Below are 15,445 nucleotides of genomic sequence, written 5' to 3'. Positions count from 1 at the left end.
GTGTTCTCCTCCAGGGACGTGCGGGGTTCGAGGTGCGGGGTTCGGGGGTCACGGCACCGTGTAGGTGACGGGGTTCGACGCCGGACCGGCGCCCTTCTCGTTGCGGGCGGTCACGACGACCGTGACCTTGGCCCCGGTCCCGGGGTCCCCGAGGTCGCGCATGCGCCGCGTGCGAGTCGTGCCGTTCTCGTCGTCGCAGCCGACCTGGTTGCCGTCGACGGACCAGCAGACCTGGTAGGTCACGGACAGCCCGCCCGAGTCGGGCGCCGACCACGCCGCGGTGAGCTGCGTGGGCGCGTCGGTGGAGTTCGCCGTGAGCGTGACGCCCGTGACCTGCTTCGGCACCGCGCCCCACGTGACCACCGCGCTGTTCTGGCCCGGCGAGCTGGTGAACGTGCGGCCGTCGACCGTCGTGTCCGCGACGACCGTGAGCGTGACGCGCGTGCCCTGCCAGCGCCAGTTCCACCCGGACACGTCGACCGTCTGGCCCGCCGCGCCGGTGCCGTCCGCGCGCTGACCCGTGTCGGTCTGCAGGCTCCACCGGTACCGCAGGTTGCTGCCGCCGTTGGCCGCGGCCGCGGACCAGCTGATCTGCAGCGTCGTGGGCCGACCGGCGGACGTCGTGCCCGTGACCGTCGGCTGGGCGACGTTCGGCTGGCCGGGAGGCGTCGTCGCGGGGGCGCTCGCCGCCGGGCTCCACCCGCTCGACCCGGCCTGGTTCACCGAGCGGACCTGGAACGTGTACGGCTCGTCGCGGCCCTGCAGGCCCTCGGCGACCCACTGCTCGCCGCGGCCCACCGACCGCTCCGTCCCGTCAGGCATGCGGACGACGTACTCGGTGATCGGCGCGCCGTTGCCGTCGGCGCCGGACCACGACAGGCGGATCGCCCCCTGGCCCGCGAGCGACGTCGCCGTGAGGGAGGTCGGCGCCGTCGGCAGCCCGAACGTCGACGCGGTCGTGGTCCCGGCGGCGCCCTGGCCGGCCTTGTTCCGTGCGCGGACGGACACCTTGTACGGGTACCCGGTGCTCGCCTGGGTGAACGTCCAGCGCGTCTGCCCGGCGGGGACGAGCGCCGTCACACCGTTCGGGCCTTCGACCGTCACCTCGTACTCGGCGACCGGGTCGCCGTTGTCGGCACCGGGCACCCACGTCACGTCGAGCACGCGGCCCGTCTGCGAGTCGGTCGGCAGGGCCTGCACGGTCGGGGCGTCGGGCGCGCGCGCGGGCACCATCGGCGTCGACCACGGCGACCACGGACCCGGCTCGGGCGCGCGGTTGTGCGCCCGGACCTGCACCGTGTACGCCGTGCCGTTGCGCAGGCCGGTGAACGTGTAGCTCGTCGAGCTGGTCGAGACGCTCGCCGGGCCGCTCTGCGGCGACGGCGAGATCTGCAGCGTGTAGCTCGAGATGGCCGACCCGCGCGACGCCGGCGGGGTCCACCGCGCCGTGACGGCGTTGTCGCCGAACTCGAGTGAGGGCGTCGCGGGCGCGTCCGGGACCGCGTCGGGCCGCGCGGGCGCCGACGGCGCGCTCGGGTCCGACCAGCCGACGGCGTTGCGTGCGGCGACGGTGAACGTGTACTCGACGTCGTTCGTCAGGTTGTCGAGCGTGCACGTCGTGCTGGTGCACGAGCGCGCGATGCCGCCCGGGCTGGCGACGACGCGGTACTCCTCGATCGGTGCGCCGCGGTTGTCCGGGGCGTCCCACGACAGGACCACCGTGCGGTCGCGGACCTCGCCCACGCGCGGCGCGATCGGGACGGCCGGACGCCCGCGCACGACGAGGACCACGCGCCCCTCGACCTCGCGGTCCGGGTCGCCGGTCGCGTCCCGCACCCGCACGACGGCGACCATCTGACCGATGAACCCCTGGGCCGGGCGCAGCGACACCGACCCGTCGCCGACGGCGACCGTGCCCTGGCCCGACTCGACGCGCGCACCGACGACGGTCAGCGGCTCGCCGGGGAACGGGTTGTACGCGCCTTCCAGGACGTCGACGCGCCGCTCCTTGCCCTCCTCGCCGTCGGTCAGCGTCCGGTCGAGGACGACCGCGAGCGGACGCTTGCTCGCGACGACGCGCACGGCCACGGCCTGGTCGAGCGAGCCCGACCGGCCGTAGCCGATGCGGATCGGGAGCTGCGCGGTCTTGCCCTTCGGGGTGTCGCGGGCCGCCGCCACGTAGAGGATGCCGGCCTCGACCGTCGCCGTGAACCCGACCGGGCTCGCCCCGGTGAGCTGGTAGCTGTACTTCTCCGCGGCGCCCGACTGCCCCGCGGGACCGGTCGTGAACGCGCGGAGGTCGACCACCGAGGCCGCCTCGCCGGGGGCCACGTCGATCGTCGAGGGCGTGAACGTCGGCGGGTGGTCGTCGACCGCGTACACGTCGATGAGCAGCGTGAGGGGCGCGGTGTGGGCCGACGAGTCGCCCGCACCCGTGGCGTCGGTGACGACGAGCGTGATCGAGGCGGGACCGGCGTACCCGGGCGCGGACCGGAACTGCAGCGTCGTGTCGTCCTTGACGAGCCCGCTGCCGTCGGACTTGGTCGCGGTGACGCCGAGCGGGTCCGCGACCTGCGCGGTGCGGCCCGGGGCGACCTTGATCTGCTCGTCGAGCGAGATCTCGAGCAGCTCGCCCGTCGCGACCCGCAGGTCGGGGGCGCCGCGGCGCAGCGTCGGCGGGAAGAACCCGAGCGCGGGCACCGTGATGAACGCCCACGACGCGGCCTCGCCGGTCGGGTCGGTCGTGTTCGTCAGCCGGTACGGCAGCGTCTGCGCGTGGTCGACGAGCGTGATCACGACCCGGCCGTCCGGCGCCACACGTGCGACGTCGGCGACCGACCGGGGCACCGAGACCTCGAGGTCGCTCAGCGGGCCGCTCGGGTTCTGCGCGAGCGTGAGGACGTTGACGGCGACCTCGGTCAGCTCGAACGTGTCGGCGGGCGGCACGACGACGTCGGCGGCGATCGGTGCCAGGACGGGGGCGTCGCGCGTGACGGTCACCGTGAGCACGGCGGTGTCGCTCCCGCCGCGTGCGTTGGTCGCGGTGTACGAGATCTGCAAGATCCCGTCGCTCTCCGGGGCCCGCACGATGATGCGTCGACCCTCGACCCGCGCGGAGGCGTCCGTCGGCGACGTCACGAGCTCGTCGGACAGCGTCAGGTCGCCGCCGCTCGAGTCGACGTCGTTGGCGAGCACCCGCACCTCGACCGTGCGGCCCGGGGCGACCGTCACCGCGTCGTCGCGCGCGACGACGGTGGCCGCGGTCGTGGGCCTCTTGGCGATGCCGACCCGGATGTCCGCGACGGCGCGCTGGCCGGTCCAGTCCTCGACCGCGTAGCTGAACGTGACGGTGCCGAGGTCGTCCTGCGCCGCCTCGTAGACCAGGTAGTCCGCGCCGACCTCGACGATCCGGCCGCGCTCGGGCGGCTTGGCGAAGCCGAGGAGCGCGACACCGTCGCCGTCGTCGTCGATCCCGACGAGCGGGACGTCGATGCGGACCGTGTCGCCCGCGAAGACGCGCGCCTCGAGGTCGCGCGGCCGCGGCGGCGCCTTGGTCGCGGCGTCGGACGCGTGCACGCGCACCGTGAGGGTCGCGGCGGTCTCGTTGCCGGTCTCGTCGCGGACCACGAACGTCGCGCGCGCCGTCATCGGTGTCGACGGCGCCTGGTAGCGCAGCACGTCGCCCGACACGAAGAGCAGCCCCTCGCCGTCGCCGAGCGGCTCCGCCAGCGTCGGCTGGACGGTGAGCCGGTCGCCGTCGGGGTCGTACGCCGTGTCGAGCACCGGGATGGTCACGACGCCCCCGGTGCGCACGGACGCCTCGACGTTGCGCACCACGGGCGGCTGCGACGTCCCGGTCGCGGCCACGGGCCGCACGACGATCTCGCCGACCGCCTCCTCGCCGCCGTTCGAGACGACGTACCGCAACGACACGGGCTCGGTGAGCGTGCGGTCGGCCGTGATCTGGACGTACCGGTGCTCGAGGACCGCGGCGTGCAGGCCGAGGCCGGGCGGGACGTCGACGTCCTGCAGGACGAGCACGCCGCCCGCCGGGTCGGAGTCGTTCTCGAGCGGGTCGATCGTGACCTCGCCGCCCGCCGGCAGGTACGCGACGTCGCGCACCGCGACGGGCGGGCGTGCCTGCTCGGGCCACTCGAGCACGTCGACGCGCGCGAGACCCGTCGCCTGCTGCGGCGCCGCGGTCACGACGAACGGCACGTAGTACGTCTGGGCGCGCGGCGCGGAGAACGTGAACGTGCCGGCCGCGAGGTCCGCCTCGACGGTCGCGCCGACCACCTGGTCGACGCTCGCGAGCCGCGGTGCCTCCTGCGACGACGAGCGCACCGCGTCGAGGGGCCGCAGCGTCACGGCCTGCCCGACGTAGGTGACGGCGTGCACGGGGTCGATCTGCGGCGCGAGCGAGCCCGCCGGCCGCACGTCGACCTCGAGCGAGCCCTCGACGGTGTGCGTGCCGTCGGAGACCAGCACCGTGACCGGTGTGCGGCCGAGCCGCCCCCCGTCCGCCCGGAACGTGAGCGACCCGTCCTGGCGGAACCGCACCGTCCCGGCCGCCGCGTCGGCCGACGCGCCGACGAGCACGAGGTCGTCGCCGTCGGGGTCGCGGAAGTCCGCGAGCACCTGGTAGTCCGCCTCGCCGCCCGCCTCGACGCGCAGCGAGCCGTTCCGCAGCTGCACGGGCGGGTCGTCGAGCGAGCCGTCGCGCGCCGTCAGCCGCACGCGCGCGGTCGTCGGGGAGCTCGTGCCGCGGCCGTCGTCGACCGTGTACGTGAACTCGGCCGTGCCGGTCGCGTCGGGCGCGACCGCGACCTGGAGGGACCGGCCGCCGAAGATGGGCTCGACCGTGCCGAACTCGGGCGGCAGCGGGTCGACGGTCGAGATGACGAGGATCCCGCAGTCGGACGAGGAGTCGTTGTCGATGACCGGCAGGATCGTCGTCCGGCCGGGGCGCACGCCGAACTCGTCGTCCGCGGCGACGGGCGCCGCCGACGAGTCCGAGCACTCCGTCACGAGCTCCTGCGTGGTCTGCGGGGTCTGCGACTCGTCCTCGGCCTCCTCGGGCTCCTCCTCGGGCACGACGTCCTGCCAGTCCGGTGTGCGCAGGTCGGTGTCCTGCGTCGGCATCCAGACGCGGCCGCGCAGCGTGTCGTTGAGCACGACGATGCCGTGGTTGACGCGGAAGACGAGCACGTCCTGCGCGGACATGTCCTGGAGGTTGCGGACCTGCGGCTTCGTCCCGTCGCACAGCTCGAGGTACGAGCCGACGGGCGTCGCCCACGCGGCGTGCGCGCACGACCCGACCTGCACGGGCCGGGCCGGGCGGCCCTCCCCCGTCGTCGGGTGCTCGACCACGTCGCCGCCGTCGAGCGGCACCTCGAGCAGCGCGTCGCGGCTCGCGACCAGCACGCGCGACGACTGCGGCCCCGGCTCCTGGAGCGCGAGGTCCTCGCCGTCGAGCTCGACCGTGCCGTGCAGCGTCCGGACCGTGCTGCCCGAGAGCACGACGGGCTCGTCGCCGACGGCCGTCACGGAGTCGATGTCCCCCTCCCCGCGCAGCGTGCCGCCGGGCGTGGTCGTCGGGAGCTGCGACAGGTCGACGCGCGTGACCTCGCCGTCCTCGGCGACGGCGAGCGCGACGCCGCTGCGCGCGACCACGACCGTGCCGCCGTCCCCGACCTCGGCGTCGGCCGGGTCCTGCGGGACGTTGAGCCGGTCGAGCTGGTCGACCGTGCGCACCCAGGCGTCGCCGCCCGCGGCGACCGCGACCGTCCCGGCCGCCATGGAGACGTCGGCGCCGGCGACGGCCACCGCGGTCGTCTGCGTGACGGACGCCGGGTCCACGACCGAGAAGCCGGTCGGCTCGAGCAGCAGCACGTCGCCGCCGTCCTGCTGGACGTCGAACGTGCTGCCGCTGGTGACGACGCCCGCGTCGAGCTCCTCGACCTGCGCGTTGAACCGGCCGAGCTTGAGCTGGCTCGTGTTGGTGAGCCACACGCCGCCGTCGTTGAGGTCGACGCGTGCGAGTGGGAAACCTTGGTCGACGAGCGCGAGGACCGCGACGACGGCGGGCAGCGTGACCACGGCCATCGTCTTCGTCGCGCGGCTGCGGACCGTCTGCCAGCTCATGCCGAGCACCCCTGCGCGGGCTGCGCGGACGACGACCGGTCGGCGCGGACGATCGACACCTCGATGCACACCTGGCCGCCGGGCGCCTGCTCGGCGGGCACGGTCACCGTGGGTGCGTCCGTGAGCTGCGGCGTGGGCTCGCCCGTCGCGGTGCGGACCGCCCACAGATATCGGTCGCCCTCCGCCGGGTCGGGGTTGACCCAGGTGAAGACGACGGAGCCGTCGGCCTGCGGGGTCGCCCGGATCGAGTGCGGCGCGGGCACGACCCCTCCCGTCACCTGCGGCGCGTCGCCCGACAGGTCGTCCTGCGTCGGTGAGGTGCGCGGCGGCGGGTCGCTCGACAGCGTCGCGACCGCGACCGCGGTCACGGTGCCGAGCAGCACGACGGCGGCCGCGACGCCCGCGAGCACGCGGGTGCGTCGTGACGCGCCGGGACGCTGGTCCTCCGTCGCGACGGCCGGCTCGTCGGGCACGACGAACGCGGACGGGCGCGGGGGCTCGGGCCGGGCGTCCGGGGGCACGACGTGGACGCCCCGGAGCCGCGTCGGTTCGTCGGCGTCGGGCGGCCGCGGGACACCTGGCGTCGTGCGCGCACCGGCGTGCGGGTCGAGCGTGACGACCGACCGCACCCGGGTCGCGTCCTCGGGCTCCGCGGACGGTGTGACCGGCAGCGGCTCGACCGGCTCGTCGCCGTCGTCGGACAGGTCGAGCGGCGTCACGGGGAGGCGGAGGGCCGACTCGACGGCCTGGAGCGCCCGCCCCATCGCGGCGGCCGACGAGAACCGTCGCTCGGGGTCCTTCGCCATCGCGCGCTCGAGCACGTGCTGCAGGCCGACCGGCACGTCGTCGCGCCCGGTCGGCGGCAGCGGCGAGCGCTCGATGCGCGCGACGAGCTGCTGCGCGCTGTTCTGGCCGCCCGGGATCTCGAACGGCGTGCGGCCCGCGAGCAGCGAGTAGACCGTCGCACCGAGCGAGTACACGTCGGAGCGCTGGTCGCCCGTCGGGTGCTCGCTGAGCAGCTCGGGGGGCGACCACGGGATCGACATCCCGACCGTCGCCCCGGCGCCGTGCCCGGTGGTCGCGGCGATGCCGAAGTCCGTGAGGGCCGGCCAGCCGAAGTCGGTCGTCAGGACGTTCGCGGGCTTGATGTCGCGGTGCAGGATGCCCGCGCGGTGCGCGGTCTCGATCGCCGACGCGAGGCGCACGCCGATCCGCAGCGACTCCGCGACGGAGATCCGCTCCTGCCGGTACCGCTCGGCGAGACCGGGCCGCGAGCAGTACTCCATGACGAGGTACGGCCGGCCGTCGGCCGCGATCGCCGCCTGGTAGATCGTGACGATCGACGGGTGGTGCGACAGCTGGGCCATGAGGTTGGCCTCGGACTGGAACCGCGACCGGACCTCGTCGTCGAGGCTGCCGGCGAGCAGCACCTTGACCGCGACCTCACGTCGCGGGAGCTCCTGCTGGTACAGGAACACGTCCGCGAAACCGCCCAGCCCGAGGACCCTGAGGAACTCGTAGCCGGGCAGTCGCGGCGGGGAGGAGGCTTCGCGGCGTGCGGTCACGACCCCCGCTCCACGGTGAACGTCACCCCGTCACCCAGGTCGACGACCTCGTCGGTCGCGACGACGCTCGGCTCGCCGGGGTGCAGGCGGCGCGCGCCCTCCCCCGGCCGGGCGACGTGCACGCCGTTCGTGGAGTCGAGGTCCGTGACGAGGACGTGGTCGCCCTCGACGCGCACCTCGGCGTGCGTGCGCGAGATGTCCTGCTGCGGGCTGGGCACCGTGACGAGGCGCGGCAGCTCGCGGTTGGTGACGCGCGCGACCTGCGGCGCACGGCCGAGCAGCACCGCGCGGTCGAGCGTCACGACCAGGCCGGTCGACAGCACGAGCTTGGCCGGCTCCGCCGCCGCGGGGACCGCGAAGGGGCCGGGCACCTCGTCGGCTGCCCAGCTGGGGAGCTGGTCGCGGATCGCGGCCAGGTCCGACGACAGGATCGTGAGGCCGTCGTGGTCGTCCGGCGACGCGGGCGGCACGGGCTGGTCGACGGGACGCACGGGCGGCAGGTCGACCAGACCCGGACGCTGCGCGTGCTGCTCCAGGAACTGCTCGGCGGCCGCGACGACGTCGTAGCGCGGCTCGGTCGGCTGCGGCTCGAGCGGGTAGGCCGCCGACGCGGGCGTGCGCACGGTGTGCTCCCACGCGTCGTCGGCCGGGGTGACGGGCTCCTCGACGACGTCCGCGACCTGCGCCTGCGGGGTGTCCTTGGTGAGCGCGACGGGCGCCGCGGCGGGCTCGGCCTCGACCACCGGCTCGGGCGCCGGCTCGACCGCCACCGGCTCGAAGGCCGCGGGCTCGACGGCCGCAGGCTCGTCCGCGACAGGCTCCGCCGGGACCGCCGCGGGCGCGACCGGCTCGACGGCGACCGGCGCCACGACGACGTGCTCGACCTCGGCGGCGGGCGCGGGGGTGCCCTCGGCGTGCGACGACGCGTGGTCGTCGACCGACGGCTCGCCGGCGGTCGGCTGCGCCTCCTCGACGACGGGCTCGACGACGGGCACGACGACCTCGGCGACGTCCACGCGCACGGTCCCGGCGGGCGCGACGCCCTCGACGAGCGGGAGCGTGGGCGCGTCGGGCGCTCCATCGGCGCGCGCGACGACCACGCCCACGGTCTCGAGCACCTGCTCCGACCACGTGCGGACGGCCCCGGCGCGCAGCACCTGCACGGCGCCGTCGGTCGCGGTCACCTCGACGTCGACGTCACCGCGCACGGCGACGTGCACCCGCGTGCCGTCGACGGACGCGACGGCGAACGGCGGCAGCGCGGCGAGCCCGTCGCGCGCGAGCACGTCGAGCACCGCGAGGACGCCCTGCGGCGCGGCGTCCCACAGCGCGCGGGCGACGTCGGCGTCGGCCTGCGGGCCGACGAGCGCGACGAACCCCGGCCGGACGACCGCGGTCCACTCGCCGGCGCTGTACTGGGGCACGCTCATGTCGGGGTCTCCTGGTCGCGAGCGGTCGGGGGTGCGGACGAGAGTGTGCCTCCATGGTCCGACGTCCCGGGGGAGGTTGACGAGGGCCGCGCGGGCGAACGGGGCACGGTCGCCCCGTTGAGCATCTCGTCCCACTGGGTCGGGGCGAGGTCGGCGCCGATGCGCGGCACGGTGATGTGGACGTCGTCGAGCGCCCCGGCCGCGGTCGCGACGTCGACGACGACGGCGCTGACGTTGTCGCGCGCACCCCGCGCGAGCGCGGCCTGGACGAGCTGCGTCGCGACGTCCTGCGGGTCGCCGACGGCGGCGAGCACGGCCGCGAGGTCCTCGTCGTGGAGCTCGCGCGTGAGGCCGTCGGTGCAGATGAGGAGCCGGTCGGTGAGGCCGGCGGGCAGCAGCCAGTAGTCGGGCTCGGGCGGCTCGCCGGTGCCGAGCGCGCGCGTGAGGACGTGCCGCTCGGGGTGCCGCTCGGCGTCGGCGGTGGTGATCTCGCCGAGGTCGATGAGCTCCTGGACGACGGAGTGGTCGACGCTCACCTGCTCGAGGACGCCCTCGGACCAGCGGTAGACGCGCGAGTCGCCCACGTTGAAGACGAGCCAGTACGACCCGCCCTCGTGCTCGGTGACGGCGACCCCGGCCACGGTGGTGCCGCCGCGTCGCCCGCCGGTGAACTCGCCGCGGATGCGCGCGGCGGTGCGCGTGAAGCACGCGTGCACGTCGTCGGCGGTCGCGGCGAGCTGGCCCGCGAGCTGGGCGAACTCCTCGACGGCGATCCGGCTCGCGAGGTCGCCGGCGTCGTGCCCGCCCATCCCGTCGGCGACGAGGAAGACGGGCGGGTACGCGAGCAGCGCGTCCTCGTTGACCTCGCGGACGAGGCCTCGATCGGTCGCCGAGCCCCAGGACGTGCGCACGCAGCCCCCTCCTCGGTCCGGACGACGCCTTGGGGCGCCGCGCATATGGTGCCTCACCAGGGCCGGTCCCACACAAACGAGGACCGACGAGCGGTCAGATGCCGAGCTGGAACACGCCCCAGTAGGCCAGGACGACAAGAAGCACGGCCGACCCGACGACGACCGCCCACCCCGCGACGACGCGCAGCACGCCGCCGGCGACGGGCGCGTGCGCGACGCCGAGCCGGTGCACGCGCCGGGCGAGCACGACGCCCGCGACGACGGCGCCCACCCCGAGCAGGCGCACCAGGAGCCACCCGCCCTGCACGACCCAGTCGTTGCGCTCGTAGTCGAGCGCGAGCCGGGCGACCGCGACGAGGTACACGACGAGCGCGACGACCGTGACGACCGTGCCGACGCCCAGCACGGTGAGCCGCGACGCGACGCCGGGGCCGAACCGGGCCGGTCGCGCCGCCACGGGCACCGGGCTCGCGGCCTCGGTGCCCGGGCGCCGGCGACCCACGCGCGCGCGCACGGCCTCGACGGTGCGCGCTCCCCCGACGGCGAGCGGCGCCAGGACGATCAGCCCGGCGGCGACGGCGACGGTGCCGAGCACGACGTCGCCGTCGCGCAGCCACCACGGCTCGGGCACGGGTGCGGCGACGTAGGTCTGGACGGGCTGCGCGCCGGCGATGCGCGGCTCGCTGCTGCCGGTCGCGGGCAGGCCGAGCACCCAGCCGGACAGGTCGCCGAGGAACACCGGCGACACGTCGCCGTCCACCCGGATCCCGTGGTTCGCGCCCTCGTAGTAGCGGACGGTGACGTCGCCGTTCCCGGCGATCGCGGTGTCGCGGATGATCTGCTCGGCGCCCTGGACGGTCGGCATGGACGCGTCTCCCGTGCCGTAGACGACGAGGACGGGCTGCCGCATCTGCCGCTGGTAGGGCGTCACGTCGAAGTCGGCGTACTCGAAGCCGCCGCCCGGCAGCGACATGCCGACGGCGCGCGGGATCGCGCGGAACACGCCGTGCGGGACGCCCGTGTTGCGCAGGTAGGAGTCGACCGCGAAGGCGGCCTGCTCGCGCGGCGGCACGACGGGCGACGACACGAGCACGACGAACGCGAGGCGCGGGTCCTGCGCGGCCATCACGGGCGCGATCCAGCCGCCCTCGCTCTCCGCGTAGACGCCGACACGGTCGGGGTCGACGTCGGCGTGCCGGCGCAGGACCTCGACGGACGCCTCGTAGTCGGCGGCCATCTGCACGTAGTCGCGGTGCCGCGTCGTGTAGGTGTCGAGCCGCTTGTCGGGGACCATCGCGACGATGCCCGACGCGGCGAGCGCGCGCGCCTGCTCGACGAACGCCCGGCTGAACTTGCCGGTGCCGGCACCGTGCACGAACACGACGCCGGGCGCGGGCTCGTCGAGGCCGACGGGGACGCTGATCTGCGCCTCGACGGTCGCGCCGTCGAGCTGGACGGTGACGGTGCTGGTCGCGACGTCGTACGTCCGCAGCAGCGGGGCGTCGCCGATCGCGGTGTCCGACGTCTCGACCGCGATCGGGTCGGCCAGCGGGACGGGGTCCCACTGCGGGCCCATGACGGCACCGAGCACGGCGAGCACGACGATCCCGAGCACGGTGCTCGCGACGACGCGGTACTGCGAACCGCCCCGCCGCTCGTGCGGCAGGGTGCGGCGGTCGCGGAACCCGGGTCGGAGCATCAGAAGCCCAGCCGCCCGAGCTGCTTGGGGTCGCGCTGCCAGTCCTTCGCGACCTTGACGTGCAGGTCGAGGAACACGCGCGCGCCGAGCAGCGCCTCGATGCCGCGTCGTGCCTGGCTGCCGACGTCGCGCAGCCGCGCACCGCCCTTGCCGATGACGATGGCCTTCTGGCTGTCGCGCTCGACGAAGAGGTGCACGCGCACGTCGAGCATGGGCGTCGCGTCGGGCGACGTGGTCTCGCGGGGCACGATCTCGTCGACGACGACCGCGAGCGAGTGCGGCAGCTCGTCGCGCACGCCCTCGAGCGCGGCCTCACGGACGAGCTCGGCGACCATGACGTTGTCGGGCTCGTCCGTGAGCTCGCCCTCGGGGTAGAGCGCGGGGCCCTCGGACAGGTGCCCGACGAGCACGTCCTCGAGGACCTTCACCTGGTAGCCGGACACCGCCGAGACGGGCACGATGTCGGCCCACTCGCCGAGGTTCTGCACGGCCATCAGGTGCTCCGCGAGGCGGCCCTTGCCGACCGTGTCGGCCTTGGTGACGATCGCGACCACGGGCGTGCCGCGGCCGTCGCGCGCGAGCTCCGCGAGCTGGTCGGCGATGAACCGGTCCCCCGGCCCCACGCGCTGGTCCGCGGGCAGGCAGAAGCCGACGACGTCGACCTCGGTGAGCGTGTCCTTGACGAGGTCGTTGAGCCGCTCGCCGAGCAGCGTGCGGGGCCGGTGGAGGCCCGGGGTGTCGACGAGCACGAGCTGGGCGTCGTCGCGGTGCACGATGCCGCGCACGGCGTGCCGGGTCGTCTGCGGACGGCCCGAGGTGATCGCGACCTTCTGGCCGACGAGCGCGTTGGTCAGCGTGGACTTGCCCGCGTTGGGCCGGCCGACGAAGCAGGCGAATCCTGAGCGGAAGGTCATCGTGCGGCTCCGTGCTGGTCGGTCGGCACGCCCTCGGCGGGCGTGTGCGTCGGGGGGTCGTCGGGGGTGGCGAGGCTGACGAGCACGGTGGACAGCGTGCGACGCCGCCCCTGGGCCTCCTCGGCGACGAGGTGCAGCCCGTGGATGTCGCCCGCGGACCCGGGCAGCGGGACCTTGCCGAGCGCCTTCGCGAGGAGCCCGCCGACGGTGTCGACGTCCTCGTCCTCGACGTCGAGGCCGAACAGCTCGCCGACCTCGTCACGGCCGAGCCGTGCGGGCACCCGGTAGACGCCGTCGCCGAGGTCCTCGACCTCGGGTGCGGTGGGGTCGTGCTCGTCGGTGAGCTCGCCGACGATCTCCTCGAGCGCGTCCTCGATGGTGACGAGGCCGGCGATGCCGCCGTACTCGTCGACGACCATCGCCATGTGCGACGAGCCGTCCTGGAGCTCGCGCAGCAGCTCGTCGACGGGCTTGGACTCGGGCACGAACACCGCGGGTCGCGCGAGCGAGTCGGCGGGGGCGGCGAGGAGCGCGTCGGCGTCGGGGTCGTCGACCCCGGGCGCGAGCCTCAGTCGTCGCACCACGTCCTTGAGGTACAGCACGCCGCGCAGGTCGTCCACCGACTCGCCGACGACGGGCACGCGCGAGAAGCCGGACCGGCGCAGCAGCCCGAGCACCTTGTGGACGGGGGTGTCGGCGTGCGTCACGACCATGTCGGTGCGGGGCACCATGACCTCGCGCGTGAGCGTGTCGCCGAGCTCGAGCACCGAGCGGAACATCTCCCGCTCCTCGTCCTCGATCGCCTCGGACTCGCTCACGCGCTGCACCATCTCGCGCAGCTCCTCCTCGTCCTGCGCGGGCCCGGCGTACGACGCGGCGCGCCCGAGGCCGCCGAACGCGACCGTGATGCCGAGCAGCGGGCGGGACAGCACGGTCAGCGTGCGCACGGGGTGCGACCGGCCGATGCTGCGCGGGCTGACGCGCACGAGCAGGAACGCCACGACGGCGACGAGCCCGACGGTGACGAGCAGGACGGCCCACCACGGCAGCGACCCCGACGACACGACGAGGGTGAGGCAGACCGTCGCGGTCATCTCCGCGAGCAGCCGGACGAACGACGCCGCCGCGACGACGCGGGACGCGTGCTCCTCGAGACGCCTCACACGCGCGGCGGCCGGGTGCTGGTCGGCGACGAGGTCGGTCACCGTGGCGCGCGAGACGCGCGTGACCGCGACCTCACCCGCCGACATCGCCGCCGCGAACGCGATGCCGAGCACCGCGAGCGCGACCAGCAGCCCGACGGGCACGTCGGTCATCGACCGGCCAGGAACGTCAGCAGGAGGCGTCGCTGGAGCGCGAACATCTCCTTCTCCTCCTCCGGCTCGACGTGGTCGTAGCCCAGCAGGTGGAGGATGCCGTGCGTCGTGAGCAGCAGCAGCTCCTCGGCCGTGGAGTGGCCCGCGGCGCGCGCCTGCTGCGCGGCGACCTCGGGGCACAGCACGACGTCGCCCAGCAGGCCGGCGGGCGTCGGCTCGCCCTCGCGGCCGGGGCGCAGCTCGTCCATCGGGAAGGACAGCACGTCGGTCGGGCCGGGCTCGTCCATCCACTTGACGTGCAGGTCGGTCATGACGTCGGTGCCGACGAGCATGATCGACATCTCGGTCTGCGGGTGCACGTGCATCGCGTCGAGCACGAACCGCGCGAGCGCCGCGAACTCGGCCTCGTCGACGTCGAACCCGGACTCGTTGTTGACCTCGATGCTCATCGGCTGCCGTCCCTGTCCCAGCGCGCGTACGCGTCGATGATGTCGCTCACGAGCCGGTGGCGGACCACGTCGGCGGACGACAGGCGGCAGAACGCCACGTCGTCGACGCCTTCGAGGATCTTCTCGACGACCCGCAGGCCCGACGTCGTCGCGGACGGCAGGTCGACCTGCGTGACGTCGCCCGTGACGACGACGCGGGACCCGAACCCGAGGCGCGTGAGGAACATCTTCATCTGCTCGACGGACGTGTTCTGCGCCTCGTCGAGGATGATGAACGAGTCGTTGAGGGTGCGGCCGCGCATGTACGCGAGCGGCGCGACCTCGACGGTGCCGGCCTCCATGAGCCGCGGGATCGACTCCGGGTCGACCATGTCGTGCAGCGCGTCGTACAGCGGGCGCAGGTAGGGGTCGATCTTCTCGGACAGCGTGCCGGGCAGGAACCCGAGCCGCTCCCCCGCCTCGACGGCGGGACGCGTGAGCACGATCCGGTTGACCTGCCGGGCCTGCAGCGCCTGCACGGCCTTCGCCATCGCGAGGTACGTCTTGCCCGTGCCGGCGGGGCCGATGCCGAACGTGACCGTGTGCCGGTCGATCGCGTCGACGTACTCCTTCTGGCCCGCGGTCTTCGGCCGGATGGTGCGGCCCCGCGCAGTGAGGATGTTGAACGTCAGGACGTCGGCGGGGCGGGCCGTGGAGCCCTCGGCCAGCATCGCGACGGAGCGGGACACGACGTCGGGTGTGAGCGGCGTGCCGGCGGCGGCCATCTCGACGAGCTCGTCGACCAGGCGCGCCACGAGGGCGACGTCGCCCGCGGGACCCGCGAGGGTGACCTCGTTGCCCCGGACGTGCACGTCGACCGTGGTGAAGCCGGACTCGATGGCGCGGAGCACCTCGTCGCGCAGGCCCAGCAGCTCGACCATCGAGACGTCGGCCGGGACGGTGATGCGGTGCTCGACGCGGGCGTGCGCACCGGCCGGGCGGGGATCAGTGTGGGGCTGCGTCATGGGTCGGCGTGCG

General features: G+C 74.7%; 9 protein-coding genes. All 9 read right to left on the bottom strand.

Features of this window, described 5'->3' with window-relative positions; translation table 11 throughout:
• Positions 1 to 48: 48 nt before the first annotated feature.
• A complete protein-coding gene (locus tag KOV94_RS10950) occupies positions 49 to 6,144 on the bottom strand; it encodes an Ig-like domain-containing protein (RefSeq protein ID WP_218052041.1) in 6,096 nt (2,031 codons plus the stop codon).
• On the bottom strand, positions 6,141 to 7,709 hold the full coding sequence (locus KOV94_RS10945) for a protein kinase domain-containing protein (RefSeq protein ID WP_218052040.1): 1,569 nt from the start codon (positions 7,707 to 7,709) through the stop codon (positions 6,141 to 6,143). Before KOV94_RS10945 ends, KOV94_RS10950 begins: the two co-directional genes overlap by 4 nt.
• Positions 7,706 to 9,139, bottom strand: a complete 1,434-nt coding sequence (locus KOV94_RS10940) for an FHA domain-containing protein (protein ID WP_124341938.1) — start codon at positions 9,137 to 9,139, stop codon at positions 7,706 to 7,708. The genes KOV94_RS10945 and KOV94_RS10940 overlap by 4 nt, the downstream gene beginning before the upstream one ends.
• On the bottom strand, positions 9,136 to 10,050 hold the full coding sequence (locus KOV94_RS10935) for a PP2C family protein-serine/threonine phosphatase (protein WP_124341937.1): 915 nt from the start codon (positions 10,048 to 10,050) through the stop codon (positions 9,136 to 9,138). Before KOV94_RS10935 ends, KOV94_RS10940 begins: the two co-directional genes overlap by 4 nt.
• Positions 10,051 to 10,144: 94 nt before the next feature.
• Positions 10,145 to 11,749: an alpha/beta hydrolase family protein gene (locus KOV94_RS10930; RefSeq protein ID WP_218052039.1), complete on the bottom strand. Its 1,605-nt coding sequence runs from the start codon at positions 11,747 to 11,749 to the stop codon at positions 10,145 to 10,147.
• Entirely contained in the window at positions 11,749 to 12,663 is a 915-nt protein-coding gene (gene era, locus KOV94_RS10925; protein ID WP_124341791.1) for a GTPase Era, read from the bottom strand. The genes KOV94_RS10930 and era overlap by 1 nt, the downstream gene beginning before the upstream one ends.
• On the bottom strand, positions 12,660 to 13,979 hold the full coding sequence (locus KOV94_RS10920) for a hemolysin family protein (RefSeq protein WP_124341790.1): 1,320 nt from the start codon (positions 13,977 to 13,979) through the stop codon (positions 12,660 to 12,662). Before KOV94_RS10920 ends, era begins: the two co-directional genes overlap by 4 nt.
• Entirely contained in the window at positions 13,976 to 14,428 is a 453-nt protein-coding gene (ybeY, locus tag KOV94_RS10915) for an rRNA maturation RNase YbeY (RefSeq protein ID WP_124341789.1), read from the bottom strand. The genes KOV94_RS10920 and ybeY overlap by 4 nt, the downstream gene beginning before the upstream one ends.
• The gene (locus tag KOV94_RS10910) at positions 14,425 to 15,432 is read right to left on the bottom strand and encodes a PhoH family protein (protein WP_124341788.1); all 1,008 of its coding nucleotides are present in this window, start codon (positions 15,430 to 15,432) and stop codon (positions 14,425 to 14,427) included. The genes ybeY and KOV94_RS10910 overlap by 4 nt, the downstream gene beginning before the upstream one ends.
• Positions 15,433 to 15,445: the final 13 nt, after the last annotated feature.

The organism is Cellulomonas algicola (assembly GCF_019024305.1).
Lineage (GTDB): Bacteria > Actinomycetota > Actinomycetes > Actinomycetales > Cellulomonadaceae > Cellulomonas > Cellulomonas algicola.
The sequence above is the reverse complement of the archived record's forward strand: the minus strand, read 5'-3'. Positions and strand labels throughout refer to the sequence as shown.

What these genes read in the sequence shown, in the direction of transcription:
- KOV94_RS10930 (WP_218052039.1), bottom strand. Translation starts at nt 11,749, where the DNA reads ATGCTCCGACCCGGGTTCCGCGACCGCCGCACCCTGCCGCACGAGCGG.
- KOV94_RS10940 (WP_124341938.1), bottom strand. Translation starts at nt 9,139, where the DNA reads ATGAGCGTGCCCCAGTACAGCGCCGGCGAGTGGACCGCGGTCGTCCGG.
- ybeY (WP_124341789.1), bottom strand. Translation starts at nt 14,428, where the DNA reads ATGAGCATCGAGGTCAACAACGAGTCCGGGTTCGACGTCGACGAGGCC.
- KOV94_RS10920 (WP_124341790.1), bottom strand. Translation starts at nt 13,979, where the DNA reads ATGACCGACGTGCCCGTCGGGCTGCTGGTCGCGCTCGCGGTGCTCGGC.
- KOV94_RS10910 (WP_124341788.1), bottom strand. Translation starts at nt 15,432, where the DNA reads ATGACGCAGCCCCACACTGATCCCCGCCCGGCCGGTGCGCACGCCCGC.
- era (WP_124341791.1), bottom strand. Translation starts at nt 12,663, where the DNA reads ATGACCTTCCGCTCAGGATTCGCCTGCTTCGTCGGCCGGCCCAACGCG.
- KOV94_RS10950 (WP_218052041.1), bottom strand. Translation starts at nt 6,144, where the DNA reads ATGAGCTGGCAGACGGTCCGCAGCCGCGCGACGAAGACGATGGCCGTG.